Consider the following 22,912-nt stretch of genomic DNA (forward strand, 5'->3'; position numbering starts at 1 on the left):
TTAGGTGTGGTTAAGAAGTTTACCGTGATTCACTCACTTTTCATAAACACACCTTTGTACCCGGTTTTCCGTAACAGCTTTTTATAGCGAAAAGCCAGCAGAACCACAAAACAGATGGCGTAGATAATAGGGAGCGGTGATAACACTTTTACCGACCACAGATAATGCAGCGGTAGCAAAATGGCGGCCAGGTAGACGTAGTTGTGCAATGTTTGCCAGCGTTTGCCCATTTTACGCTGAGCGGCTTGTGTCGAGGTCAACGTCAACAGGAATAAGATAATCCAACCGGACATACCCAGCATTAGCCATGGGCGTGAAACCAGTTCACGACCCAACAATCCCAGGTTTTGTATACCCAGTTCCAGCAGAGCATAGCTGGTAATATGCAGTGTGGCCCATGCAAAGCACCATAAACCTAACAACCGCCGGGTACGAAACAACAAAGGCTGCTTTGCATAGCGAGCAAGCGGCGATACCAGCAGGGTAGCCAGCAAAAACTTCAGCGCGGCAATGCCCGTAAAGTGCTGGATATCTTTTCCCGGGTCGGCACCCAACCCGCCATGCTGCGCGGCCCAGAAGAGCCATAGCAGGGGTAAAAAACCGGCGAGATGCAGCAGCACTTTCAGGCCGGTTATCTGTTTTGCAGTCAACCTCACTTAAAAATACTCCTGAAGATCCATGCCCTGATATAACGATGCCACCTCATCGGCATAACCATTAAAAGGTAACGTGGGCTGTCTCTGTACATCAAGAATGCCACCGGAACCGATAAAACGCTCAGTAGCCTGAGACCAGCGAGGATGATCGACCTGCGGATTTACGTTGGCGTAAAATCCGTATTCATTCGGTGCTGACATATTCCAGGTCGTCGGTGGCTGCTCACGCGTCAGCTTAATACTGACTATCGATTTAATGCCCTTGAAGCCGTATTTCCAGGGCACGGTCAGGCGTATCGGCGCCCCGTTTTGCGGCGGCAATGCTTTGCCATATACGCCTACGGTGAGAAGTGTGAGTGGGTGCATAGCCTCATCCAACCGCAGACCTTCGACATAGGGATATTTCAACCCACCGCCAATAAAGCGGTCTTTCTGACCCGGCATTTCATCAGGGGCGTAGCGTGTTTCAAAAGCGACGTATTTGGCGTGACTGGTTGGCTCAACCAGCGCCAGTAATTTATGCAACGGAAAACCCACCCACGGCACAACCATCGACCAGGCCTCAACGCAACGCATCCGATAAATACGCTCTTCTAATGGAAAGCGTGTGGTCAGCGCATCATGATCCAAGGTTAAAGGTTTGTTGACCTCACCGCTGATGGTTAACGTCCAGGGATCGGTTTTCAGGCTACCGGCATTGGCGGCAGGATCGGCTTTATCCAGACCAAATTCGTAGAAATTGTTGTAGCCCGTCACCTTGTCTTCTGGCGTCAGTGACAGGCTGTTTTGCCAGCGCTCGGGCTTTGTGAACTCAAGCGCTTTGCCTGCGGGGGCCGGTGGACGATCGTTGCCTTTAAACCAATCCAGCAAATTAGCCTGTGTAGGGGAGGACAGCGTGGCCGCAGCAGCACCTATCCCAAGTGCTTTGAGGATCTGTCGTCGTTGCATAAAAAATACTGACTCGGCTGTAACATCTGCTTCCCGAAGTGGACGTTTTTTTAGCATGACTTATCCTTCTTATTTTCATGTTAAGGAAAACAAGCGACGTTTCCCTGTTGATGTCTGACGTGTCTATAACGACATACTGCGCGTATGCGTATCCCTGGATCCTCACGAAAAGTTAAAAATTTTGTGATAACTTCCGCCCCTTGCCTGAGGTAAGCTTTCAGCACGACGAGAGGGGGATGACACTGATGGCAGGCGCGAAAAAGATATTTTTGGTGGAAGATGACAGCGATATTGCCTCACTTTTGCAGCTTAGCCTGAAGGATGAGGGTTACGAAATTGTTCATGAAGCAGACGGAGCTCGTGCGCTTGAACAACTGGAGAAACACGTCTGGGATGCCGTTATCCTCGATCTGATGCTGCCGGGTGTCGACGGGCTGGAGATTTGTCGTCGCATTCGCCAAATGAGTTTTTATTTGCCCGTCATTATCATCAGCGCCCGCACCAGCGAAACGCACCGTGTATTGGGGCTGGAAATGGGTGCCGATGATTATCTGGCCAAACCTTTCTCGGTGCTGGAGTTGATGGCCCGGGTAAAGGCGTTGTTTCGCCGTCAGGAAGCGATGAGTCAGAACTTACGTATGGAGGCGGGGATTATCACCGTTCATGGCGTAGAAATTGACCCATTAGCGCGGGAAGTCCGGCTGCATGGTAAATCGCTCGATTTAACGCCGCGCGAATTCGATCTGCTCTATTTTTTCGCCCGTCATCCAGGCGAGGTCTTTTCGCGTCAGGCGCTGTTAGATCAGGTGTGGGGCTACCAGCATGAAGGGTATGAGCATACGGTGAACAGTCATATTAATCGCCTGCGGACCAAAATTGAAAAGGATGCTGCGGAGCCGGAAATTATTCTCACGGTTTGGGGACGAGGCTATAAGCTTGCTGCGGTTAACGCGGAGCATCAGCCATGATTTATCGCCTGTCGCTGAGCCAGCGTCTGACCCTCGTCTTTACCTCCATTATGCTGATTTGTGCGGTTACCGTCAGTGTTGTCCAGATCCGCAGCAGTAAACAGTATGGTGACGCCATGGTGCAAAGGCTCTCGATGGAGCTGGCGAGCAAGATTGTCAAAAGTGAGTCGCTTATTGATACCAGCGGGCAGATTAATCGCCAGACCTTAAAAGGATTGTTTAATCACCTGATGACGCTCAACCCCAGCGTGGAGCTGTATCTGATTTCACCATCAGGTGAAATACTTGCTGATGCTGCACCGCCCGGGCATATCCAGCGGCAGAAAATTAGCGTGCAGCCGATCCAGGATTTCCTTAACTCAGATGCGTTGCCCGTCTATGGCAACGATCCGCGTAGCAGCCAGCAAAAGGTATTCAGCGCAGCGCCGGTTTTATATAACGGTGAGCTACATGGCTATTTGTACATTATTCTGCAGGGTGAAGACCTGAATATGCTGGCGAATACCGCCTGGCAAAAAACGCTCTGGAATACCGTGGCCTGGACGTTAATACTGGTTTTATTAGCTGGTGCAATCGCTGGATTCCTGGTGTGGCGATGGGTGACGAATCCAGTGAAAAGGCTGACTGGGCAGGTGGTCAAACTGGAACAGGACAGCATTAGCGTCATCAAACAGCTGGCGCAAAAAAATCCCGAACCGGTACCGGAGAATGAAATAGCGCTGCTGAACAATGCGTTTATCGAGTTAGCGCAGAAAATTGCCCAGCAGTGGGATTTATTAGCAGACAGCGATCGTCAGCGCAGAGAGTTTATTGCCAATATTTCGCACGATTTACGCACGCCGTTGACTTCACTGTTGGGGTATCTGGAAATGCTGTCGCTGAAAGCCGATACGATGACGCCTGAGGAAAATCGGCATTATCTTAGCATCGCGCTGCGCCAGGGGCATAAAGTTCGCCATCTGTCACAACAGCTGTTTGAGCTGGCAAGGCTGGAGCATGGCGGTATAAAACCGCAGCGTGAACGTTTTGCTATTGGTGAATTGATCCAGGACGTGGCACAGAAATTTGATCTCCCTGTTGCCACGCGTCATTTGCAGTTGCACCTTGACGTAACGGGGCCGTTACCGCTGGTGAATGCCGATTTATCGATGATAGAAAGAGTCGTGACGAATTTGCTGGATAATGCTATCCGTCATACGCCTGACGGAGGCGAAGTACGGCTAAAAGTCTGGCGTGATGAAGACCGTTTATTAGCCGAAGTGCAGGACAGTGGGCCAGGGGTAGAAGAAGCTGTGCGAGAAGTATTGTTTCAGCGCCCGACCGCGTTAATTCCCCGTGAGCAGCGGGCTGAGCGCGGCGGTCTGGGCTTACTGATCGTGCGTAGAATGCTCGAGCTGCATGGAGGGGATATCCATCTGGTTAGCTCAACGGCAGGGGCTTGCTTCCGTTTCTCGTTGCCGCTGGCGGATTCCCCTCTGAGTAGCTGACGGTGAAATTCCGGAGTAAAGAGGGTTTTGGCGTTGTACCCATGGGCATTGCGTAAAAGTTGGTAGGTTGTCAGTGATAATGAGAATTTTTATCATGCATAGATAATTCATCAACTTATCTTCGATGAGCGCAAGGAGATCGTATGTCACAGGATGCCGACAACCTGTATATCGCCAGGACCAAAGCAGTTGCTGGCTGCTTTTCAATGTTTTTACTGATGTTTGGCCTCACGTTTACCCCGTTGTTTTTCCCCGCGAGTCAGGACCTGCTTGCCAAAGGGTTACTTTTTCCGCTGCTGTTTGCGCTGGAATTTGTTGTGCTGGTTCCGCTGTATTATTTCTTCTTTAGAAAAAGAGAGGGACTGGGCAAAGGCATTTTCAACGCCAGGTGGTTTGCCATTTTGTTCGCGGCGCTGCTGTTTATTCAGCTTATCCTGCCATTGATTTTGGGTCTCAGACAAACTGAAGCGTGGGTGACCAGCCAAATATCCTTAAGTAGTTATGCGTTGTGGTTATCTACGTTGACCCTGATATTTATCGCGCCAGTTTATGAAGAAATTGTTTTCAGAGGCTGTTTATTCAACGCGTTCCAGTACTGGTTCAATAATAAAACCTGGCTGTCGTCAGTGGTGGTATCGGTCATTTTTGCCATCATGCATACGCAGTATGTGGATCTACGCACGTTGCTGATGTTGTTTCTTGTGTCGCAGGTGTTGATCCTGGCCAGACTGAAAAGCAACGGTCTGTTGATGCCAATTTTGCTGCATATAGTGATGAACGGGACGGTTGTTGCTCTGCAGATGGCGGCTCAGACGTTACAGCCAGGGTGATGAAGGTGATGCCCGGAACCCGGGCATCGTGGATTATACGTGCAGACGATGGTGCAAACGCGCACCGACCAGCAACGCCAACACCAGCATCAGGGCGATAAATCCGCCCACACCGTTCCAGCCATAGCTGTGCCAGAACACACCGCCCAGCGTACCGGCAATACTGGATCCCAGATAATAGCTGAACAGATACAGGGAAGAAGCCTGGCCTTTAGCGCGTTTTGCTCGTGGTCCAATCCAACTGCTTGCTACGGAGTGCGCGGCAAAGAACCCGGCTGAAAAGAGCAGCATCCCGGCGAAGATCAGCCATAGCGATGTGAACAGGGTCATTAACAGTCCAACCAGCATCACGCCTGTTGAAAAGAGCATTACCGGGCCACGGCCATAACGAGTGGTCATAGAACCCGCCTTTGGCGAACTCCAGGTCCCAGTCAGATACGCCACAGATAACAAACCTACAACCGCCTGGCTGAGCTCCCACGGGGAGAGCATCAGGCGGTAGCCGATGTAATTAAACAGCGTGACAAACGACCCCATCAACAAAAAACCTTCCGCAAACAGCAGCGGCAAACCTTTGTCGCGCCAGTGCAAGCGGAAGTTGATAAACAACGTTTTCGGGCGCAGCGACGTAGGTCTGAAATGACGGGATTCCGGTAAGATTCTCCAGAACATCAGTGCAGAGGCAAGGGCAAAACAGCCGATCGCCGCCAGCGCGATACGCCAGTTAAAAAAGTCGGTAAACACGCCGCTAATTAAGCGACCACTCATTCCGCCAATTGAGTTACCGCTGATATACAGGCCCATTGAGAAGGCGACGAAACTGGGATGAATTTCTTCACTCAGATAGGTCATCCCTACCGCCGCGACGCCGCTCAGTGAAAGTCCTATCAGAGCACGCATGATTAAAATACCGTGCCAGCTGGTCATCATCGTTGAAAGCAGCGTACAACAAGAGGCGAGCAGCAGCGCGGTAACCATCACCGGCTTGCGGCCAATAGCATCTGAAAGTGGGCCGGTAAACAGCAACCCTATCGCCAGCATCGCCGTTGATATGGAAAGCGAAATACTGCTGCTGGCGGGAGATACCCCAAACTCGTGCGAAAGCACTGGCAGTATGGGTTGTACGCAATAGAGGAGGGCAAAAGTCGCCAGCCCGGCGGAAAACAGCGCCAGCGTGACGCGCATAAATGGGGATGTTCCGCGTTTGATAAAACCATCCGGCGGGGTAACTATCTGTTCATCAACATCGCTTGTTGGCGCGGTATCGACAGTTGTTGTACGGCTCACTTGAAATCCTTGCTCATTCAATTACGTCTACAGGACCAGCCATAAGAGTATGAAAATCATAATATTCTGTCTAATATATTAATAATCTCAAATAATATTTTAAAAATATGAATATCGAACTGCGTCATTTACGTTACTTTGTGGCCGTTGCCGAAGAGCTGCATTTTGGTCGGGCGGCGGCGCGGTTAAACATTTCGCAACCGCCGCTAAGCCAGCAGATCCAGATCCTTGAACAGCAGGTTGGCGCCCGGTTACTTGCCCGAACTAACCGTAGCGTGGCGCTGACCTCTGCCGGAAAGCAGTTTCTGGCGGACAGTCGGCAGATCCTCGGGCTGGTTAATGAAGCCGCCGCTAGGGCTGAGCGTTTGCATCTGGGAGAAGCAGGGGAATTGCGTATTGGCTTTACGTCGTCCGCGCCGTTTATCAAAGCGGTTTCAGATACGTTATCTCTGTTTCGCCAAAGCTACCCGGCAGTGCATATGCAAACCCGTGAAATGAACACACGTGAGCAAATTGCCCCGCTCAATGAAGGAACGCTGGATTTGGGACTTCTGCGCAATACGCAGCTACCGGATACACTGGAGCGTGAAATCATTCTGCATGAACCACTGATGGCAATGATCCCACGTGCGCATCCGTTGGCGCAAAAACCCGTGGTTACGTTGGCCGAACTGGCGAATGAGCCATTTGTCTTTTTTGACCCCCATGTGGGGACAGGGTTGTATGACGATATTCTGGGCCTGATGCGTCGCTATGGACTGAAACCGACGATTGCGCAGGAGGTTGGCGAGGCGATGACTATCATTGGGCTGGTGGCCGCAGGATTAGGGGTTTCTATACTTCCTGCTTCTTTTAAACGGGTGCAGCTGTATGAAATGTGTTGGATCCCGATAGCGGAAGAAGATGCTGTCTCGGAAATGTGGTTAGTGTGGCCAAAGCATCATGAGCAAAGTCACGCCGCGCAACGCTTTCGTGAGCAGTTGCTGGCGGCCGTTCAGGGCGGTTAATTTAGTTTAAAAATGGGCGAAAATGTGCAGTAAATCACAAGGCTAAGTAAAAAGTTGACGGAAGCCATTGAAGTGCTTCACCATAGCCCGCAGATTATTTCGGAGCGCGAAAATAAAGGGAGTAAGTGGTGGTTGCTGATAGTCAGCCTGGGCATATCGATCAAATTAAGCAGACCAATGCGGGCGCGGTTTATCGCCTGATTGATCAGCTGGGTCCGGTATCGCGTATTGATCTCTCTCGCCTGGCACAATTGGCGCCTGCCAGCATTACCAAAATTGTCCGCGAAATGCTCGAAGCGCATCTGGTGCAAGAGCTGGAAATCAAGGAAGCGGGTAGCCGTGGTCGTCCGGCCGTTGGGCTGGTTGTCGAAACGGAGGCCTGGCACTACTTATCCATTCGTATCAGTCGCGGCGAGATTTTTCTGGCGCTACGCGACCTGAGCAGCAAGCTGGTGGTTGAAGATTGCCTGGACATGCCACTGGTCAGTGAAACGCCGTTGCTGGATCGCGTGATTACGCAGGTCGATCAGTTTTTCATCCGCCACCAGCAAAAGCTGGAGCGCTTAACCTCCATCGCCATCACCTTACCCGGTATTATTGATACTGAAAACGGTATCGTTCATCGCATGCCATTTTACGAAGATGTCAAAGAGATGCCGTTGGGCGAAGCGCTTGAGAACCATACCGGCGTGCCGGTGTATATTCAGCACGATATCAGCGCCTGGACGATGGCCGAGGCGCTTTTTGGCGCTTCGCGTGGTGCACGCGACGTCATTCAGGTGGTGATCGATCATAACGTGGGTGCAGGGGTGATCACTGACGGGCATTTGCTGCATGCAGGCAGCAGTAGCCTGGTGGAGATTGGCCATACGCAGGTCGATCCCTACGGTAAACGCTGCTACTGCGGCAACCATGGTTGTCTGGAAACAATCGCCAGCGTCGACAGCGTACTCGAATTGGCGCAGGTGCGGCTGAAGCAGTCAATGAGTTCTTCTCTACATGGACAACCGTTAACGGTAGACGCGCTGTGTCTGGCGGCCATGCAGGGTGATTTATTGGCGAAAGATATCATTAGCGGCGTCGGGACCCACGTCGGTCGAATTCTTGCCATCATGGTGAATTTGTTCAACCCGCAAAAGATATTGATTGGCTCTCCGCTCAGTAAAGCGGCAGATATCTTGTTCTCAACCATCGCTGACAGCATTCGTCAGCAGGCGCTTCCGGCTTACAGTCAGCATATAGTCGTTGAAAGTACCCAGTTTACCAATCAGGGGACGATGGCAGGGGCGGCACTCGTGAAGGACGCGATGTATAACGGTTCTTTGTTGATTCGTCTATTACAGGGTTAACATTTTTTAACTGTTGTACGAAAAATTGCGCTATCTCAAGCTGATCCTGGTCGTCATACCTTAGACTTTCTCCACTGTTTTATTTTCCTGACTTATATTTTCAAAGCATAACGGTGGAGTTAGTGATGCTGAAGCGTTTCTTTATTACAGGTACAGACACTTCTGTTGGGAAGACCGTGGTTTCCCGCGCATTACTACAAGCGTTAGCGTCAGGGGGTAAAAGCGTTGCAGGTTACAAACCTGTGGCCAAAGGCAGCAAAGAGACGCCTGAAGGTCTGCGCAACAAAGATGCACTGGTACTGCAAAGTGTGTCATCTATCGAGCTGCCCTATGAGGCAATTAACCCAATTGCGTTGAGCGAAGATGAAAGTAGCGTGGCGCATAGTGGCCCGGTCAATTACACCCTGTTATCCAACGGTCTCGCAAGCCTCAGCGAAAAAGTCGATCACGTTGTCGTAGAAGGCACCGGAGGCTGGCGGAGCTTGATGAACGATCTGCGTCCGTTATCGGAGTGGGTGGTGCAGGAACAACTGCCGGTGCTGATGGTAGTGGGTATCCAGGAAGGCTGTATTAATCATGCGATCCTCACCGCGCAGGCGATAGCCAGCGACGGACTGCCGTTGATTGGCTGGGTTGCGAATCGCATTAACCCTGGGCTGGCGCATTATGCGGAAATCATTGATGTGCTGGGTAAAAAATTACCTGCACCGCTGATCGGTGAACTGCCTTATCTGCCTCGTGCAGAGCAGCGTGAACTGTCGCAGTACATCCGCCTGTCAATGCTCGGCAGCGTTCTGTCGGTAGATAGAGTCGTGGCGTAACGTACGCGACAGCACCGACGCCAGGACACAGGCGATCAGTAATCCGGGGAGCAGGCGATACTCCCCGGTCATTTCACAAACCATCAACGTCGACATTATTGGTGCATGCGTGGTAGCCGCCAGCAGCGTGGCCATCCCCGTTAATCCCAGCAAAATGGCAATTTCATCCGAGCCTGGAAGCCATAATCCCCATACCAGACCCAGCAACATGCCCACCGACAAGCCGACAAACAGCGTTGGCGTAAACACGCCACCTGGTGCACCGGATCCACTGCTGGCAAGCACCGCCAGTAATTTGCAGATAAAAATCCCGCTAACCACGGCCAGCAGCGGTGGTGAAAGTAAATATGACTGCACCACGCTGTAGCCATTACCCCAGACCGCAGGCGTGAGCAATGAAAGCAGGCCAACGATCAGCCCGCCAAGCGCCAGTTGCCACGGCGGCGAGAGTTTTAAGCGCAAAAATACATTATGGCTGGCAGTCATCAACCACATGAAGAGCGGTCCGCAGATGCCAGCAGCCAGACCAGTGCTGACAATCATAACGTATTCCAGAGCATGTAATTCCCGCGACAGGTGCACGGTATACAGCAGCGCATTGCTGTCGCTAAGCAGATTGGTGGTGAGTAATGCGACTACGGCGGATACCACTACCGGTCCCAGTGAGGCGAGGATCAGCGTGCCAAACAATACTTCGGCAATAAATAAACTGCCCGCCAGCGGGGCATGATAGGCTCCAGCCATACCTGCAGCGGCGCCGCAGGCAATCCATAACTTCCATTCTGTACGCGGGGTAAAGCGTTGAGCAAAGCAGGAGGCCGCCAGGGCCGCCAGTAAAATCATGGCACCTTCACGTCCGATGGCACTCCCGCTGGCGACGACCAGTAACGAGGCCAGCGATTTCACCAGGCTTGCACTGACGTCAAATTGTCCGTCGGTTTGCAGGGCTTCCATATAATCAGTGGGAGCCTGCGGACGTAAACGGTTAAATTTTTGCCAACCCCACAGTAGTAATCCAGCCGCCAGACCGCCGAGTGCAGGTGTCAGCATACGCCTTAAAGGCGAAAGGTTTGTCGCTGCGTTGACCAGACTTCCCGTGTTGTTGCTCAGAAACAACCATTCGAGAAGCAGCATGGCATGACGAAATCCTGCGACGGCCAGCGCAGCAAGGACGCCAATCAACGCGGCGATCAGCAGGCGGCGGAACATGGCACGCAGGTCAGGGTAAGCATGTAAATGATGCATGAGTGGCCAGACTGGAAAATTCAGACGCTCTATTTTGCGGCTATTAGGCAACAGAAGCAAAAGCTCAGCGTGCGCAACATGATGATGCACCACAGGCAGGACAATTCCTGCCTGTGACGAAATTAACGGAACAAAGGCTTATCGGCTACCGGGATCAGTAACTGTGATTGCCACTGTGCCAGCGTCAGACGCGCCAGCTCACCCAGCGCCTGGTAGAACGGGTGGTCGGCTTTTTCGATAAACACATTAAGAAAGCGTGATGACCATGGGAAGAGATGCCAGGCCAGCAGTTGCTCGCACTCGGTGTGGCGTTCGTTCTCGGCAAGCCAGGCCGTCAGCAACAGCAGCGAACCAAAGTGATCTTCTGGCTCATTTTGCTGCATCGCAAACTGGATGCCGTTGTCCCGCATCCACTGACGTAATGCCAGCGTGGAGTCGCCAAACAACACGTTTTCACGATCCAGCCAGACGGATCCCCATGGCGGAGAATGGAGCGCATAAGGACCAACAAACAGACGTTGCCAGGCCTGCGGGAGAGACTCATCGGCCTCAGCCTGAAACTGAGCGGCTAACGGCGAAAGCGTTGTCTTTTCAAGCGGCCACTGCGCCTGCCAGCCATCGGTTCTTAACGCACTGACCAGTGCCGAAGCTTCGGCACTGTCTGGGGCATAGTAAAACAGCGCGCCGAGCACACGCGCTGCAGTAGAAAAGTTGTCTCGTTGTGAAAAATGGGTCATGCAAACAATCCTGAACAGTGCGGGTTGCCCCGCACCCGAAAGTTAACCTGCGACAGTCATTCCGACTGTCATATGTAAACCGTAAAACAATCCGCGGCCAATGATTTCACCGACAAGCACCAGAATTAATCCGAGTGCCAACCCGCCAACGGACGGTCCTTTGCAACGGATCAACGGACATATCCAGCAACCCAGACCCGCAGCCAGCAGCAGGACTCGCCAGACCTGTAAACTGCCGTAGTCGGGAACCAGCGCGCTGGCGGATTGTACCGAACTGTGGATCTCGCCGAGTGACAGTCCCTGCAGCACAATAACCGCCACGGTCACCAGCAGGGCCAGCACGCTGATACCGGCGAATCTGGCGGCGTTAAAAGAAACACCTGCAGCACGCAGCAGCAGAGCGGCAAAAAACGGTCCACTGAGCAGCATCGTCATGAAAAATGCCAGTGTAGTATAGCCGTTATACCAGGTTGGGACGGTGTCTATCTGGTAGACGTTGGTCATCGCAAAGATAAATACCAGGCCCAGCAGCATGCTCAACAGCAGCCAGATTTTACCTAACGCTGCGGGCATTTTACCGAGAAACGCCACCAGCCACCACAAGCCCCCGACGGCGAAAAACAGTGAACCACCGGCGATTTCGTTACTCAGCGCCGATGCGCCAATTCTGTTCAGTGAGTTAAACGCGCGCAGCGGCGAACCTAAATGCATGATCGAGGCGAGAAAGGCGATGCCCATCACCAGCCAGAGAAAAAACATACTGCGAACGATACGTCGTTTTACCAGCCCATCCTTAGCGGTCAGCCAGCCGTAACCACTTACGATCAGCGCCCCGGCTACGCACTGGCCCAGCACCGTGAACAGTACCAGCGGCCATTCATGCCATCCATTTCCCATTTTACACCTCCTTTGGATTAGCCAGAAAACCCGTGGTATCCCCGGTCGGGCGGCAATTGGCGTTTGGTTTGATCACAATATTTGGTTTGGTGAAGTGCGCACCCGGCAGCGGGGCGACGGCAGCCAGTTCACCATGTTTTTTGCGCAGTTCGTCGATGGGGCCAAAATCCAGCGCACGCAGCGGACAGGACTCGACGCAGATGGGCTTTTTGCCGTCTGCCGCGCGTTCATGGCAGCCATCACACTTGGTCATATGTCCTTTCGCAGCATTGTACTGTGGCGCACCGTACGGGCAGGCCATATGACAGTAGCGACAGCCAATGCACACGTCTTCATCGACCACCACAAAACCATCCTCACGCTTATGCATCGCACCACTTGGACAAACCTTGGTGCAGGCCGGATCCTCGCAGTGGTTACATGAGATGGAGAGATAGTAGGCAAAAACGTTCTGGTGCCAGACGCCGTTGTCTTCCTGCCAGTCACCACCTGCGTATTCGTAAATCCGCCGGAAACTGACGTCAGGAGTGAGGTCTTTGTAGTCTTTGCAGGCCAGCTCGCAGGTTTTGCACCCGGTGCAACGACTGGAATCAATAAAAAATCCATACTGAGTTGTCATGGGTTAGTCCTTAAACCTTCTCGATCTCGACCAGATTAGTATGCTGTGGGTTACCTTTTGCCAGCGGTGAAGGGCGCTGTGTTGTCAGCGTATTGACGCAGGCGCCATGGTCAATCTTGTCGCCGGCCATATCTGCATCGTGCCATGCACCCTGGCCCATTGCGCTGACGCCAGGCAGGATCCGTGGCGTCACTTTGGCCGGAATACGTACTTCCCCGCGATCGTTAAAGACCCGCACCATATCGCCATTTGCAATACCACGCTTTTGGGCATCGACGGGATTGATCCACACTTCCTGACGACAGGACGCCTGCAGAACATCGATATTGCCGTAGCTGGAGTGCGTACGGGATTTGTAATGAAAGCCAAACAACTGCAGCGGAAATGCGCTGCGTTTGGGATCGTCCCACCCTTCAAACGTGGAGGCGTAGACGGGAAGCGGGCTAATTACTTCATCCTTCTGCAACTCCCAGGTGTTGGCAATTTTCGCCAGTCGGCTGGAGTAAATTTCAATCTTTCCAGAGGGTGTTTTGAGCGGATTGGCCTGCGGATCGTCGCGGAATTTTTTATAAGCGACAAAATGCCCGTTAGGATCTTTGCGTTTATAGATCCCCATTTTTTTTAGCTCGTCATAAGAAGGGAGCGCGGGGTCCTTGGCCAGCATTTTTGCATACAGATACTGGAGCCACTGTTCCTGAGTACGGCCTTCCGTAAACCGTTGATAGATATCATTGCCAAGGCGTTTGGCGACTTCGCTCATTATCCAGTAGATCGGTTTGCGTTCGAACTTCGGTGACGTCGCGGGTTGAATAAAAATGAGGTATCCCATGTTGCCTGCATAGTCGTTAGGAATGATGTCTTCCTGTTCGACGGTCATTAGGTCCGGCAGCAGAATATCGGCATATTTCGCCGAAGATGTCATGAAATTTTCGATGACCACTATCATTTCGCATTTCGTATCATCCTGAAGGATCTCATGCGTTTTATTGATATCTGAGTGCTGATTAGTAATGGTGTTGCCCGCGTAGTTCCAGATAAATTTAATCGGTACATCAAGCTTATCTTTACCGCGCACGCCATCGCGGGTTGCGGTCATTTCCGGACCGCGGGCGATGGCGTCGGTCCAGCTAAAGCAGGATATCTGGGTCTTGATGGGATTATCCGGCAGCGGCATGCGTTCAATCGTGATGGTGTAGGTTGATTCTCGCGCACCGCTATTGCCGCCGTTGATGCCAACGTTGCCGGTCAGGATTGGCAGCATTGCGATCGCGCGCGAAGTCAGTTCGCCGTTAGCCTGACGTTGTGGACCCCAACCCTGACAAATATACGCCGGTTTTGTACTACCGATTTCCCGTGCCAGTTTAATGATGCGCTCGGCCGGGATCCCTGTGACATGCGAGGCCCATTGGGGCGTTTTAGCGACACCGTCATCGCCATTGCCAAGTATATAGGCCTTGTAATGTCCGTTAGCGGGAGCGTCAGCGGGTAGGGTTTTCTCGTCATAACCGACGCAATATGTGTCGAGGAACGCCTGGTCGACGAGATCTTCGTTAATCAGGACCCAGGCGATTCCCGCCACCAGTGCGGCATCGGTTCCCGGACGGATAGGGATCCACTCATCTTCACGACCCGCAGCGGTATCGGTATAACGCGGGTCGATGACGATCATGCGGGCGTTAGAACGCTCCCGGGCCTGCTCAAGGAAGTATGTTATGCCACCGCCGCTCATGCGCGTTTCGGCAGGGTTATTGCCGAACATCACCACCAGCTTCGTGTTTTCAATGTCGGATGTACTGTTGCCGTCATTTGAGCCGTAGGTGTAAGGCATTGCCGCCGCGATTTGTGCGGTACTGTATGTGCCGTAATGGCTCAGGAATCCGCCATAGCAGTTCATCAATCGAGCGACCAGCGAGGCATAAGGGGAGGAGCGAGTAATATTGCCGCCGACAATGCCAGAGGTGTAGTTGATATACACGGCCTCATTACCGTATTTCTGTACGGTATTTTTTAAACTGGTGCTGATGGTATCCAGTGCTTCCTGCCAGGTTATGCGTTCGAATTTACCCTCACCGCGTTTGCCCACGCGCTTCATAGGATAATTGAGGCGATCCGGATGATTGATCCGTCGACGGATTGAGCGTCCACGCAAACAGGCGCGCACCTGGTGCTGACCATAAATATCGTCTCCGGTCGTATCAGACTCCACCCATACGACTTCGTCATCTTTGACGTGGAGTTGCAGGGCACAACGACTTCCGCAGTTCACGGAACAAGCACCCCAAACCACTTTCTCTTCAGCCGGTTGTATCGCCTGTTATGATCGACATAGACTAAGATTAGCATTTCTGGTGTAAATAACTGTATTTGCTAATATGATTGAGAATTATCTTCTTATCCCGGTGAAAAATGTGAAGAAACAGACCCTGTTAGGTTTCCTGTGTGTCGTGCTGGTTGGGTGTGATAATGCCAAAGGGCTGGTTTCCTTTACGCCGGAAATGGCCAGTTTTTCCAATGAATTTGATTTCGATCCGCTGCGCGGGCCGGTGAAAGATTTCAGTCAGACGCTGCTCAACGACAAAGGTGAGGTCACCAAGCGCGTCGCTGGTACCCTGTCACAGGAAGGGTGTTTCGATACACTTGAACTGCACGATATCGAAAACAATACCGGTATGGCGCTGGTCCTGGATGCTAACTACTATCGGGATGCCGAAACGCTGGAAAAACGGATCCGTTTACAGGGCAAATGCCAACTGGCGGAACTGCCTGCTGCAGGTGTGGTGTGGGATACCGACGATAACGGTTTTGTCGTTTCTGCAACGGGGAAAGAGATGAAGGTGCAGTATCGATATGATGCCGAAGGCTACCCGCTGGGTAAAACAACCGTCAGTAAGGACAATACCTTACAGGTTGATGCCAAACCGTCGGTCGACCCGTTGAAGAAGCTGGATTACACCGCGGTGAGCCTGCTCAACAATCATCCGTTAGGCAATGTCAAACAAACGTGCAAATACGATGAATACGCAAATCCGGTCAACTGCCAGCTCGTTATCGTTGACGAGAGCGTGAAGCCGGCAGTTGAACATCATTACTCGATTGAAAACACTATCGATTACTACTAATCGCCTTTACTGAGCGGTAGGTTGCAACAGGTTAGGGCCTGCCGTTTTGTGTTCTGCCAGATACTGCTGCTGGAAGATGCACATGCGGATAGTGTTGCGGTATTGGCCGTTGATAAAGAATTCATGAATCAGCTCGCCTTCCACCATAAAACCGAGTTTACGGTAAATGTGGATAGCCTTTTCGTTCTCTTTATCGACGATCAGATACAGCTTATAGAGGTTGAGCACGGTAAAGCCGTAATCCATCGCAAGCTTAGCCGCCCGTGAGGCCAGACCCTTCCCCTGATATTCCGGCGAAATAATAATCTGGAATTCGGCCCGGCGGTGCACGTGGTTAATTTCAACCAACTCCACCAGCCCGGCTTTTTCACCGTCGCACTCCACCACGAAGCGGCGTTCGCTTTGGTCGTGGATGTGTTTGTCATACAGGTCTGACAGCTCAACAAACGCTTCGTAAGGCTCTTCGAACCAGTAGCGCATTACGCTGGCATTATTATCAAGCTGATGGACGAATCGTAAATCTTCACGCTCCAGCGGGCGCAACTTAACACTGAGGGCGCTAGTCATATCGTATCCTTTAAATATCCTTCAAAGTGCAATGATTATGGGGCAACGGTGCGGCCAGTACGGCGGTCGAGGCAGCGCAGGGTGTTAGGTTCCCAGTATGCATTAATATTAGCGCTCTGCTCGCACTTATCACGGCTATCAAAGGCCGTATCGGCTTTGTCCCATTCTTTCTCTGCACGTTTATTGACTTTCTGGCGAAGCTGGCGCGTATCGTTCCATTGTTCCTTTTCCATTGCGGCTTGTTGACGACTTTGCGCACTGTCTCCGGATTCAATGACCAGTTTACTGGTTTCAGCAAATGCGGAAGAGGTGTACACAGCCGCAGCCAGCGTCAGCATAGCCGTCAGGCACAGGCGTTTGGTCAGTGTAATTTTCATGGTGAATTCCTTTTATGGGAAAGGGTAAAAACGATAAAACAGGGTTAAATTCTACACTATTCCAGTTTGCGGGCATACCCACCCGGTAGATATGGATACGTTAACGAGATTCTGTCGTATCATGGTTAAACCGAAGGTAACTGAATAACATCAATGCTTAAGACCACATTTCTTTTTTTCGTCACCGCGTTATGCGAAATCATTGGCTGCTTTTTACCCTGGCTCTGGCTTAAGCGAGGGGCTACAGCCTGGTTGCTGATACCCGCCGGGGTATCACTGGCTGTATTCGTTTGGTTGCTGACGCTGCATCCGGCAGCCAGCGGGCGTGTATACGCAGCCTATGGCGGTGTTTACGTGGTGACCGCGCTGCTATGGCTACGCATTGTCGATGGTGTAAAACTCAGTTTATATGACTGGTCTGGCGCGCTGGTGGCATTGTGCGGCATGTTGATCATTGTGGCTGGATGGGGGCGCGCATAGCGCCTTTTTTGTGATCAAACAGCTTTTTTTTGATCTTTATACTTGTATGGTAGTAGCTCAGCTGAGTAAATTTACTGCATCACAAGAACAGATGTAGGGAATAAGAAATGAAGATTGTTGGGGCTGAAGTGTTTGTCACCTGTCCTGGGCGTAATTTTGTAACGTTGAAAATTACGACAGAAGATGGGATCACCGGGCTGGGAGATGCCACGTTAAATGGACGCGAGTTGTCCGTGGCGTCGTATCTGAAAGATCACGTGTGTCCGCAGCTTATTGGTCGCGATGCGCATCGTATTGAGGACATCTGGCAGTTTTTCTACAAAGGTGCGTACTGGCGTCGTGGTCCGGTCACCATGTCGGCGATTTCTGCGGTGGATATGGCTCTCTGGGACATTAAAGCGAAAGCGGCGAATATGCCGTTGTACCAGTTGCTCGGCGGTGCTTCTCGTGAAGGGGTTATGGTCTACTGTCACACCACAGGCCATACCGTTGATGACGTACTCGAAGATTATGCGCGTCATAAAGAAATGGGCTTTAAAGCTATTCGCGTGCAGTGCGGCGTGCCGGGTATGAAAACCACTTACGGTATGTCTAAAGGCAAAGGACTGGCCTACGAACCCGCCACCAAAGGGCAATGGCCGGAAGAGCAGTTGTGGTCAACGGAGAAATACCTGGATTTCACACCAAAATTGTTTGCTGCCGTGCGTGACAAGTTTGGTTTCAACGAACATCTCCTGCACGATATGCACCACCGTCTGACGCCAATTGAAGCGGCCCGTTTTGGCAAAAGCATTGAACAGTACCGTTTGTTCTGGATGGAAGACCCAACGCCAGCTGAAAACCAGGAGTGCTTCCGCCTGATCCGCCAGCATACGGTCACGCCGATTGCGGTAGGGGAAGTGTTCAACAGTATCTGGGACTGTAAACAGCTTATTGAAGAACAACTGATCGACTATATCCGCACCACCATCACCCATGCGGGTGGTATCACCGGTATGCGCCGGATTGCCGATTTCGCGTCTCTGTATCAGGTTCGTACCGGTTCACATGGACCTTCCGATCTGTCGCCTGTGTGCATGGCCGCCGCGCTGCATTTTGATCTGTGGGTGCCGAACTTCGGCGTACAGGAATATATGGGCTATTCCGAGCAAATGCTGGAAGTGTTCCCACATAACTGGACCTTTGATAACGGCTATATGCACCCAGGAGACAAACCTGGTCTTGGGATCGAGTTTGACGAAAAACTGGCGGCGAAATATCCGTATGACCCTGCATATCTGCCCGTTGCTCGCCTGGAAGATGGCACGCTGTGGAACTGGTAAATATAAATTTTACGTACGAAAGATGTTGATTAACCCAATACCCTACAGAAGGTTAAACTTATGGTTAGTTCAGTCGATATTAAAGATAACGTAGATAATAAGCCCATTATTCGCCGAGTGGCTTCAGCATCCGCAATTGGTACAGCAGCTGAGTATTATGATTTTTTTGCATACGGGACAGCTGCTGTACTCTTTTTTGGTCATTTATTTTTCCCAAGTGATGATCCGTTAAAAGTACTCTCGCTGCTTTTGCAACCTATGCTGTTGGTTTCCTCGCAAGACCATTAGGAGGAATTGTCTTTGGTCATATTGGCGATAAGGTTGGGCGTAAAAAAGCACTGGTTATTACCATATTAATTGTAGGTTTGGGGACGTTTTGTATCGGGTTATTACCTACATATGAGAAAATTGGTGTCTGGGCTCCAGCTTTACTTATTTTTATTCGTGTATTACAGGGATTTGGTGTTGGAGGAGAGCAAGCCGGTGCTGTACTGATGACTGCTGAATATTCTGAACCCAAAAATCGTGGATTTTTTTCCAGTTGGGTTCAAATTGGTGCCCCGGTTGGTTTTCTTCTGCCGTTAGCACTCTTTGCGCTGTTAAATGCCACACTTTCTCCAGAGGCAATGATGGATTACGGGTGGCGTATACCGTTCCTTTTGAGTCTGTTACTGGTTATTGTAGGGCTGTTTATCCGCTTAAAAATTGATGAGTCACCGGTCTTTGCTCAGATTAGGGAGACAAAAGCAGAAGAATCACGTCCATTAGTTGAAGTTATCCGCGATTTTCCTGGCATTGTTGTCAAGGGGGTCTGTGCGAAACTAATTGAAGCTTGCACATTTGCAATGTTCACAGTGATTGTTTTGGCTTACGGTAAGGCAAATAATCTTGATGCTAATATTTTGATGGAGACAATGATCGTTGCGGTCATAATAGAAATCATTGCAATACCGTTGATGGGGTCGCTATGCGATAAAATTGGACGTAAACCAGTTTATATTATCGGCGCGTTGCTGCAGGTCGTTATGATTATTCCTTTCTTTCTTGCGATTAATCAGGATAGTTTTTGGCTTACACAAATAGTAATGATCCTGGTTCTGAGTATTGGGCATAGTATGTGCTACGCACCTCAGGCCTCTTATTTTCCAGAGCTTTTCCCAACTCATATTCGCTGTAGCGGAATAGCATTAATTTGGCAACTGGGGTCGCTAATAGGCAGCGGGATTCTTGGCTTAGTAGCAGTAAAAATTCTGCAAGTAACAGGTGGACATTACTATGGACTTGCAACCTATGTGATTGTGCTTGGAGTTATTTCAATTATTGGTTTGTTGATGATGCCGGAAACTGCACCGCAAAGACTTAAACGTGAATATCAGCAGTGGCAGAAACACTAATATCGATTGGCGGCAGTATGCCGCCAAACTCACCGATTTTGGTTCATAACTCAATAAATGATGTCATACCAATCATAAAAAGCTTAATGCAAATCAAAACATACAACCATACAGGCGTTACTCTGGAACAGTCCTGATTTCATTTATAAGTAGGCCATACCATGCAAAACAAGCTCTTAGCGGCTAAGGCTGCACTTCCTGACTACGATCGTACAAAACTGGTTCCGCGTATTGTTCATCTGGGGTTTGGCGCGTTTCACCGCGCACATCAGGGTGTTTACGCTGACATTCTGGCCGCCGATCACGGCAGTGACTGGGGTTACTGCGAAGTGAACCTGATTGGCGGCGAGCAGCAGATTTTCGATCTGAAACAGCAAGATAATCTGTATACCGTTGCAGAGATGTCTGCTGATGCCTGGACTGCGAGAGTCGTGGGCGTGGTGAAAAATGCATTGCATGCGCAGGTTGATGGTCTGGAAAGCGTACTGGCAGCGATGTGTGAACCGCAGGTCGCGATCGTTTCCCTGACCATCACCGAGAAAGGATACTGCCATTCTCCGGCGACCGGCCAACTGATGTTAGACAATCCAATGATTGCAGCCGATCTGCAAAACCCCAAACAGCCTAAAACTGCGCCGGGCGTGGTGGTTGAAGCCCTGGCTCGTCGCAAAGCTGCGGGTTTAGCCGCCTTTACCGTGATATCCTGCGATAACATGCCAGAAAACGGTCATGTGATGCGCAATGTTGTCACTGCATATGCCCGAGCGGTGGATATGGAACTGGGCGCGTGGATCGAACAACATGTGACATTCCCATCAACCATGGTTGACCGCATTGTCCCGGCGGTTACGCAGGAGACGCTGGACAAAATTGAACATATCACCGGTGTACGCGACCCGGCAGGCGTGGCATGCGAACCGTTCCGCCAGTGGGTAATTGAAGATAACTTTGTTGCCGGCCGTCCTGAATGGGAAAAGGCCGGGGCGGAACTGGTGGCTGATGTCATTCCGTTTGAAGAGATGAAACTGCGTATGCTCAACGGCAGCCACTCTTTCCTTGCGTATCTTGGGTATCTGGCGGGATATCAACATATTAACGATTGCATGGGTGATGAAAACTATCGTCTTGCTGCACGTGCGCTGATGTTGCAGGAACAAGCACCTACGCTGAAAGTAAAAGGTGTTGACCTACAGCGCTACGCCGATTTGTTAATTGAACGCTACAGCAATCCGGCGCTGCGTCATCGTACCTGGCAGATCGCCATGGACGGTAGCCAAAAACTGCCGCAGCGTATGCTTGATTCCATTCGTTGGCACATTGTGCACGGTAGTGACTTTGCGCTGCTGGCACTGGGTGTCGCTGGCTGGATGCGTTACGTCGGTGGTGTGGATGAACAGGGCCAGGCGATTGAAATTAGCGATCCATTGTTGCCGGTGATCCAGAATGCCGTGCGTAGCAGTAACGAGGGCGAAGAGCGCGTTCAGGCGCTGCTGGCAATCGATGCTATTTTTGGTCGTGAACTGCCACAGGTTGAACTGTTCAATCGGCAGGTCACACAAGCGTATCTTACTTTACTGGCTGAAGGGGCGAAGGCGACGGTTGCGAAGTATGCAGCAAAACTGATGTAACGAAGATTATGCTTTATGTCGCCATCTGGCTTGCAACGGCCAGATGGCGCTGTGTTTTCTGGCATTCACACCAATTAGTTCATGCCTAAACGAATCAGCTCGAGGGGGGCGTATTTGCCTTCACATCCTTCGATTTCCACTGTTTTCCCGCGGCGAATCTGCTCAGCGGTCAGGCCATCGGTATCTATCGCTGTAATGCGGCCTGTGAGTCCGGTGTCGCTGATCATGACGCGGCTGCCAGTGGTGATTGCGTTACGGTTACGATCGTATGTTTTCATGGTGTTTTCTCCTTTCCAACTTACCGTCAAAGCCCGTGGGCTTTTAGTCCCACGTAACGGGCGCAATATAAATACGCTTCTCGTTAATGATTTTTTTTGTTTTCGATCAAAATCACAGCTTTTTTTATGCAGCTATGCGGGAGAGGGGAAAACGCAGGAGAAACTCACCCCGGAGTGAGGTGAGCGTAGTATTAATCTTCGCTGAACCAGTCGCTATTTTCCTGACGAATAAGCTGAACGGACTCACCAATTTCCTGAAGATGGAGCATCATTGCGCGCTCGACCGCATCGCCATCATGCTTCTCAAGGGCGGCAAAGATATCGTGATGCTGACGTAGCAGCATTTCAGGCGGGGAAATATGATCCAGGCTCATATAACGAACGCGGTCAATTGTAGCCTTTATATTCTCAACGGTATCCCAGGCGAGTTGGCACTCGGCGATTAAAGCCAGTTTCTGATGAAACTCATCATCAAGCTGGAAGAAATCATTAATCTGTTTTCGGTCAATTGCGATGCGCTGCTGATGCAAATTCTGTTCAAGCTGATAGCACTGTTGATCGTTGATCAGCGATGCGGCGCGGCGTACCACGGCACATTCAATTGCCTGGCGAACAAAACAGCCGTTTTGCACCTGCGACAGCGAAATTTTATTCACGTAGCTGCCACGTTGCGGGCGGATCTGAATCAGACCGTTCTCAGCCAGTTTGATGAATGCTTCTCGTACCGGCTGGCGTGACACATTAAAGCGTACAGAAACCTCTTTCTCCGACAGCGGTGTACCGGGTGCAATCAGACAATGCACGATATCACGGCGAAGAATACGGTAAATCTGTTGATTTACTGGTTGTGTAGGGTTGAGCTGCGTTTCTACGGTCATTCATTCTTACTTTTTAGA

Annotated in this window: 21 protein-coding genes and 2 pseudogenes; 11 read left to right on the forward strand and 12 right to left on the reverse strand. The window is 51.1% G+C overall.

Annotated elements, in window-relative coordinates; translation table 11 throughout:
- Nucleotides 1-29: 29 nt before the first annotated feature.
- Nucleotides 30-656: a protein-methionine-sulfoxide reductase heme-binding subunit MsrQ gene (gene msrQ / locus OGX94_RS06210; RefSeq protein WP_286568911.1), complete on the reverse strand. Its 627-nt coding sequence runs from the start codon at nucleotides 654-656 to the stop codon at nucleotides 30-32.
- Nucleotides 657-1,661: a protein-methionine-sulfoxide reductase catalytic subunit MsrP gene (msrP, locus tag OGX94_RS06215; protein WP_164562800.1), complete on the reverse strand. Its 1,005-nt coding sequence runs from the start codon at nucleotides 1,659-1,661 to the stop codon at nucleotides 657-659.
- Between the two features lie 188 nt (nucleotides 1,662-1,849).
- On the opposite strand from msrP, the gene OGX94_RS06220 reads away from it, so the two are divergent.
- The 3 genes from OGX94_RS06220 to OGX94_RS06230 all read left to right on the forward strand — a co-directional run bounded on the left by OGX94_RS06220 (nucleotide 1,850) and on the right by OGX94_RS06230 (nucleotide 4,889).
- Entirely contained in the window at nucleotides 1,850-2,572 is a 723-nt protein-coding gene (locus OGX94_RS06220) for a winged helix-turn-helix domain-containing protein (RefSeq protein WP_008784719.1), read from the forward strand.
- Complete coding sequence (locus OGX94_RS06225) at nucleotides 2,569-4,059, forward strand: sensor histidine kinase (RefSeq protein WP_191221507.1); 1,491 nt, start codon at nucleotides 2,569-2,571, stop codon at nucleotides 4,057-4,059. The genes OGX94_RS06220 and OGX94_RS06225 overlap by 4 nt, the downstream gene beginning before the upstream one ends.
- A 143-nt stretch (nucleotides 4,060-4,202) precedes the next feature.
- On the forward strand, nucleotides 4,203-4,889 hold the full coding sequence (locus OGX94_RS06230; RefSeq protein ID WP_003832885.1) for a CPBP family intramembrane glutamic endopeptidase: 687 nt from the start codon (nucleotides 4,203-4,205) through the stop codon (nucleotides 4,887-4,889).
- Between the two features lie 33 nt (nucleotides 4,890-4,922).
- On the opposite strand, the gene ynfM is transcribed toward OGX94_RS06230, so the two are convergent.
- Complete coding sequence (ynfM, locus tag OGX94_RS06235; protein ID WP_197385000.1) at nucleotides 4,923-6,176, reverse strand: multidrug efflux MFS transporter YnfM/SxtP(Kp); 1,254 nt, start codon at nucleotides 6,174-6,176, stop codon at nucleotides 4,923-4,925.
- Nucleotides 6,177-6,283: 107 nt separating this feature from the next.
- Between ynfM and ynfL the strand changes: the two genes are divergently transcribed.
- From ynfL to bioD, 3 genes are all read left to right on the forward strand, one after another.
- The gene (gene ynfL, locus OGX94_RS06240; protein ID WP_003832887.1) at nucleotides 6,284-7,183 is read left to right on the forward strand and encodes a multidrug efflux transcriptional activator YnfL/SxtR(Kp); all 900 of its coding nucleotides are present in this window, start codon (nucleotides 6,284-6,286) and stop codon (nucleotides 7,181-7,183) included.
- Between the two features lie 128 nt (nucleotides 7,184-7,311).
- Complete coding sequence (gene mlc, locus OGX94_RS06245; RefSeq protein WP_257661718.1) at nucleotides 7,312-8,532, forward strand: sugar metabolism global transcriptional regulator Mlc; 1,221 nt, start codon at nucleotides 7,312-7,314, stop codon at nucleotides 8,530-8,532.
- Nucleotides 8,533-8,657: 125 nt separating this feature from the next.
- Entirely contained in the window at nucleotides 8,658-9,353 is a 696-nt protein-coding gene (gene bioD, locus OGX94_RS06250; RefSeq protein ID WP_020996409.1) for a dethiobiotin synthase, read from the forward strand.
- Here bioD and clcB read toward each other — a convergent pair.
- From clcB to ynfE, 5 genes and pseudogenes are all read right to left on the reverse strand, one after another.
- Nucleotides 9,309-10,598 carry a voltage-gated ClC-type chloride channel ClcB gene (gene clcB, locus OGX94_RS06255; RefSeq protein ID WP_257661719.1) on the reverse strand — a complete coding sequence of 430 codons (1,290 nt, stop codon included), beginning with the start codon at nucleotides 10,596-10,598 and terminating at the stop codon, nucleotides 9,309-9,311. The genes bioD and clcB overlap by 45 nt on opposite strands.
- Nucleotides 10,599-10,720: 122 nt before the next feature.
- Nucleotides 10,721-11,335: a Tat proofreading chaperone DmsD gene (dmsD, locus tag OGX94_RS06260; protein ID WP_257661720.1), complete on the reverse strand. Its 615-nt coding sequence runs from the start codon at nucleotides 11,333-11,335 to the stop codon at nucleotides 10,721-10,723.
- 42 nt (nucleotides 11,336-11,377) lie between these two features.
- Nucleotides 11,378-12,232 (reverse strand): dimethyl sulfoxide reductase anchor subunit family protein, encoded by an 855-nt coding sequence (locus tag OGX94_RS06265; protein ID WP_257661721.1) that lies wholly within the window; start codon nucleotides 12,230-12,232, stop codon nucleotides 11,378-11,380.
- A 1-nt stretch (nucleotide 12,233) separates the two neighbouring features.
- Nucleotides 12,234-12,851 (reverse strand): DMSO/selenate family reductase complex B subunit, encoded by a 618-nt coding sequence (locus OGX94_RS06270; RefSeq protein WP_126957146.1) that lies wholly within the window; start codon nucleotides 12,849-12,851, stop codon nucleotides 12,234-12,236.
- Between the two features lie 10 nt (nucleotides 12,852-12,861).
- A pseudogene (gene ynfE, locus OGX94_RS06275) lies at nucleotides 12,862-15,162 on the reverse strand (selenate/tellurate reductase subunit YnfE); the annotation flags it as partial.
- Between the two features lie 97 nt (nucleotides 15,163-15,259).
- Here ynfE and OGX94_RS06280 point away from each other — a divergent pair.
- A complete protein-coding gene (locus tag OGX94_RS06280; protein ID WP_080470568.1) occupies nucleotides 15,260-15,970 on the forward strand; it encodes a YnfC family lipoprotein in 711 nt (236 codons plus the stop codon).
- Between the two features lie 6 nt (nucleotides 15,971-15,976).
- Here OGX94_RS06280 and speG read toward each other — a convergent pair whose 3' ends face one another.
- Complete coding sequence (gene speG, locus OGX94_RS06285; protein WP_003832900.1) at nucleotides 15,977-16,537, reverse strand: spermidine N1-acetyltransferase; 561 nt, start codon at nucleotides 16,535-16,537, stop codon at nucleotides 15,977-15,979.
- A 35-nt stretch (nucleotides 16,538-16,572) separates the two neighbouring features.
- The gene (locus OGX94_RS06290; protein ID WP_003032382.1) at nucleotides 16,573-16,914 is read right to left on the reverse strand and encodes a DUF1283 family protein; all 342 of its coding nucleotides are present in this window, start codon (nucleotides 16,912-16,914) and stop codon (nucleotides 16,573-16,575) included.
- Between the two features lie 153 nt (nucleotides 16,915-17,067).
- Between OGX94_RS06290 and OGX94_RS06295 the strand changes: the two genes are divergently transcribed.
- The 4 genes and pseudogenes from OGX94_RS06295 to OGX94_RS06310 all read left to right on the forward strand — a co-directional run bounded on the left by OGX94_RS06295 (nucleotide 17,068) and on the right by OGX94_RS06310 (nucleotide 21,738).
- Nucleotides 17,068-17,394 carry a YnfA family protein gene (locus OGX94_RS06295; protein ID WP_003832904.1) on the forward strand — a complete coding sequence of 109 codons (327 nt, stop codon included), beginning with the start codon at nucleotides 17,068-17,070 and terminating at the stop codon, nucleotides 17,392-17,394.
- A gap of 107 nt (nucleotides 17,395-17,501) precedes the next feature.
- On the forward strand, nucleotides 17,502-18,716 hold the full coding sequence (gene rspA / locus OGX94_RS06300) for a starvation-sensing protein RspA (protein ID WP_003832907.1): 1,215 nt from the start codon (nucleotides 17,502-17,504) through the stop codon (nucleotides 18,714-18,716).
- Nucleotides 18,717-18,776: 60 nt separating this feature from the next.
- Nucleotides 18,777-20,110: pseudogene (locus OGX94_RS06305) on the forward strand (MFS transporter).
- A 161-nt stretch (nucleotides 20,111-20,271) separates the two neighbouring features.
- On the forward strand, nucleotides 20,272-21,738 hold the full coding sequence (locus tag OGX94_RS06310) for a mannitol dehydrogenase family protein (protein ID WP_257661723.1): 1,467 nt from the start codon (nucleotides 20,272-20,274) through the stop codon (nucleotides 21,736-21,738).
- A 74-nt stretch (nucleotides 21,739-21,812) separates the two neighbouring features.
- Here OGX94_RS06310 and ydfZ read toward each other — a convergent pair whose 3' ends face one another.
- Both ydfZ and OGX94_RS06320 read right to left on the reverse strand, forming a co-directional pair.
- A complete protein-coding gene (gene ydfZ / locus OGX94_RS06315) occupies nucleotides 21,813-22,016 on the reverse strand; it encodes a putative selenium delivery protein YdfZ (protein WP_003032393.1) in 204 nt (67 codons plus the stop codon).
- 191 nt (nucleotides 22,017-22,207) lie between these two features.
- Complete coding sequence (locus OGX94_RS06320) at nucleotides 22,208-22,894, reverse strand: GntR family transcriptional regulator (protein WP_003032396.1); 687 nt, start codon at nucleotides 22,892-22,894, stop codon at nucleotides 22,208-22,210.
- Nucleotides 22,895-22,912: the final 18 nt, after the last annotated feature.

This window comes from Citrobacter sp. Cpo037, from assembly GCF_030332945.1.
Lineage (GTDB): Bacteria > Pseudomonadota > Gammaproteobacteria > Enterobacterales > Enterobacteriaceae > Citrobacter > Citrobacter portucalensis.

Excerpts from the sequence above, each read along its gene's own strand:
- msrP (WP_164562800.1), bottom strand. The coding sequence starts at position 1,661 with ATGCTAAAAAAACGTCCACTTCGGGAAGCAGATGTTACAGCCGAGTCA.
- OGX94_RS06220 (WP_008784719.1), top strand. The coding sequence starts at position 1,850 with ATGGCAGGCGCGAAAAAGATATTTTTGGTGGAAGATGACAGCGATATT.
- OGX94_RS06225 (WP_191221507.1), top strand. The coding sequence starts at position 2,569 with ATGATTTATCGCCTGTCGCTGAGCCAGCGTCTGACCCTCGTCTTTACC.
- OGX94_RS06230 (WP_003832885.1), top strand. The coding sequence starts at position 4,203 with ATGTCACAGGATGCCGACAACCTGTATATCGCCAGGACCAAAGCAGTT.
- ynfL (WP_003832887.1), top strand. The coding sequence starts at position 6,284 with ATGAATATCGAACTGCGTCATTTACGTTACTTTGTGGCCGTTGCCGAA.
- bioD (WP_020996409.1), top strand. The coding sequence starts at position 8,658 with ATGCTGAAGCGTTTCTTTATTACAGGTACAGACACTTCTGTTGGGAAG.
- clcB (WP_257661719.1), bottom strand. The coding sequence starts at position 10,598 with ATGCATCATTTACATGCTTACCCTGACCTGCGTGCCATGTTCCGCCGC.
- dmsD (WP_257661720.1), bottom strand. The coding sequence starts at position 11,335 with ATGACCCATTTTTCACAACGAGACAACTTTTCTACTGCAGCGCGTGTG.
- OGX94_RS06265 (WP_257661721.1), bottom strand. The coding sequence starts at position 12,232 with ATGGGAAATGGATGGCATGAATGGCCGCTGGTACTGTTCACGGTGCTG.
- OGX94_RS06270 (WP_126957146.1), bottom strand. The coding sequence starts at position 12,851 with ATGACAACTCAGTATGGATTTTTTATTGATTCCAGTCGTTGCACCGGG.
- speG (WP_003832900.1), bottom strand. The coding sequence starts at position 16,537 with ATGACTAGCGCCCTCAGTGTTAAGTTGCGCCCGCTGGAGCGTGAAGAT.
- OGX94_RS06290 (WP_003032382.1), bottom strand. The coding sequence starts at position 16,914 with ATGAAAATTACACTGACCAAACGCCTGTGCCTGACGGCTATGCTGACG.
- OGX94_RS06295 (WP_003832904.1), top strand. The coding sequence starts at position 17,068 with ATGCTTAAGACCACATTTCTTTTTTTCGTCACCGCGTTATGCGAAATC.
- rspA (WP_003832907.1), top strand. The coding sequence starts at position 17,502 with ATGAAGATTGTTGGGGCTGAAGTGTTTGTCACCTGTCCTGGGCGTAAT.
- OGX94_RS06310 (WP_257661723.1), top strand. The coding sequence starts at position 20,272 with ATGCAAAACAAGCTCTTAGCGGCTAAGGCTGCACTTCCTGACTACGAT.
- ydfZ (WP_003032393.1), bottom strand. The coding sequence starts at position 22,016 with ATGAAAACATACGATCGTAACCGTAACGCAATCACCACTGGCAGCCGC.
- OGX94_RS06320 (WP_003032396.1), bottom strand. The coding sequence starts at position 22,894 with ATGACCGTAGAAACGCAGCTCAACCCTACACAACCAGTAAATCAACAG.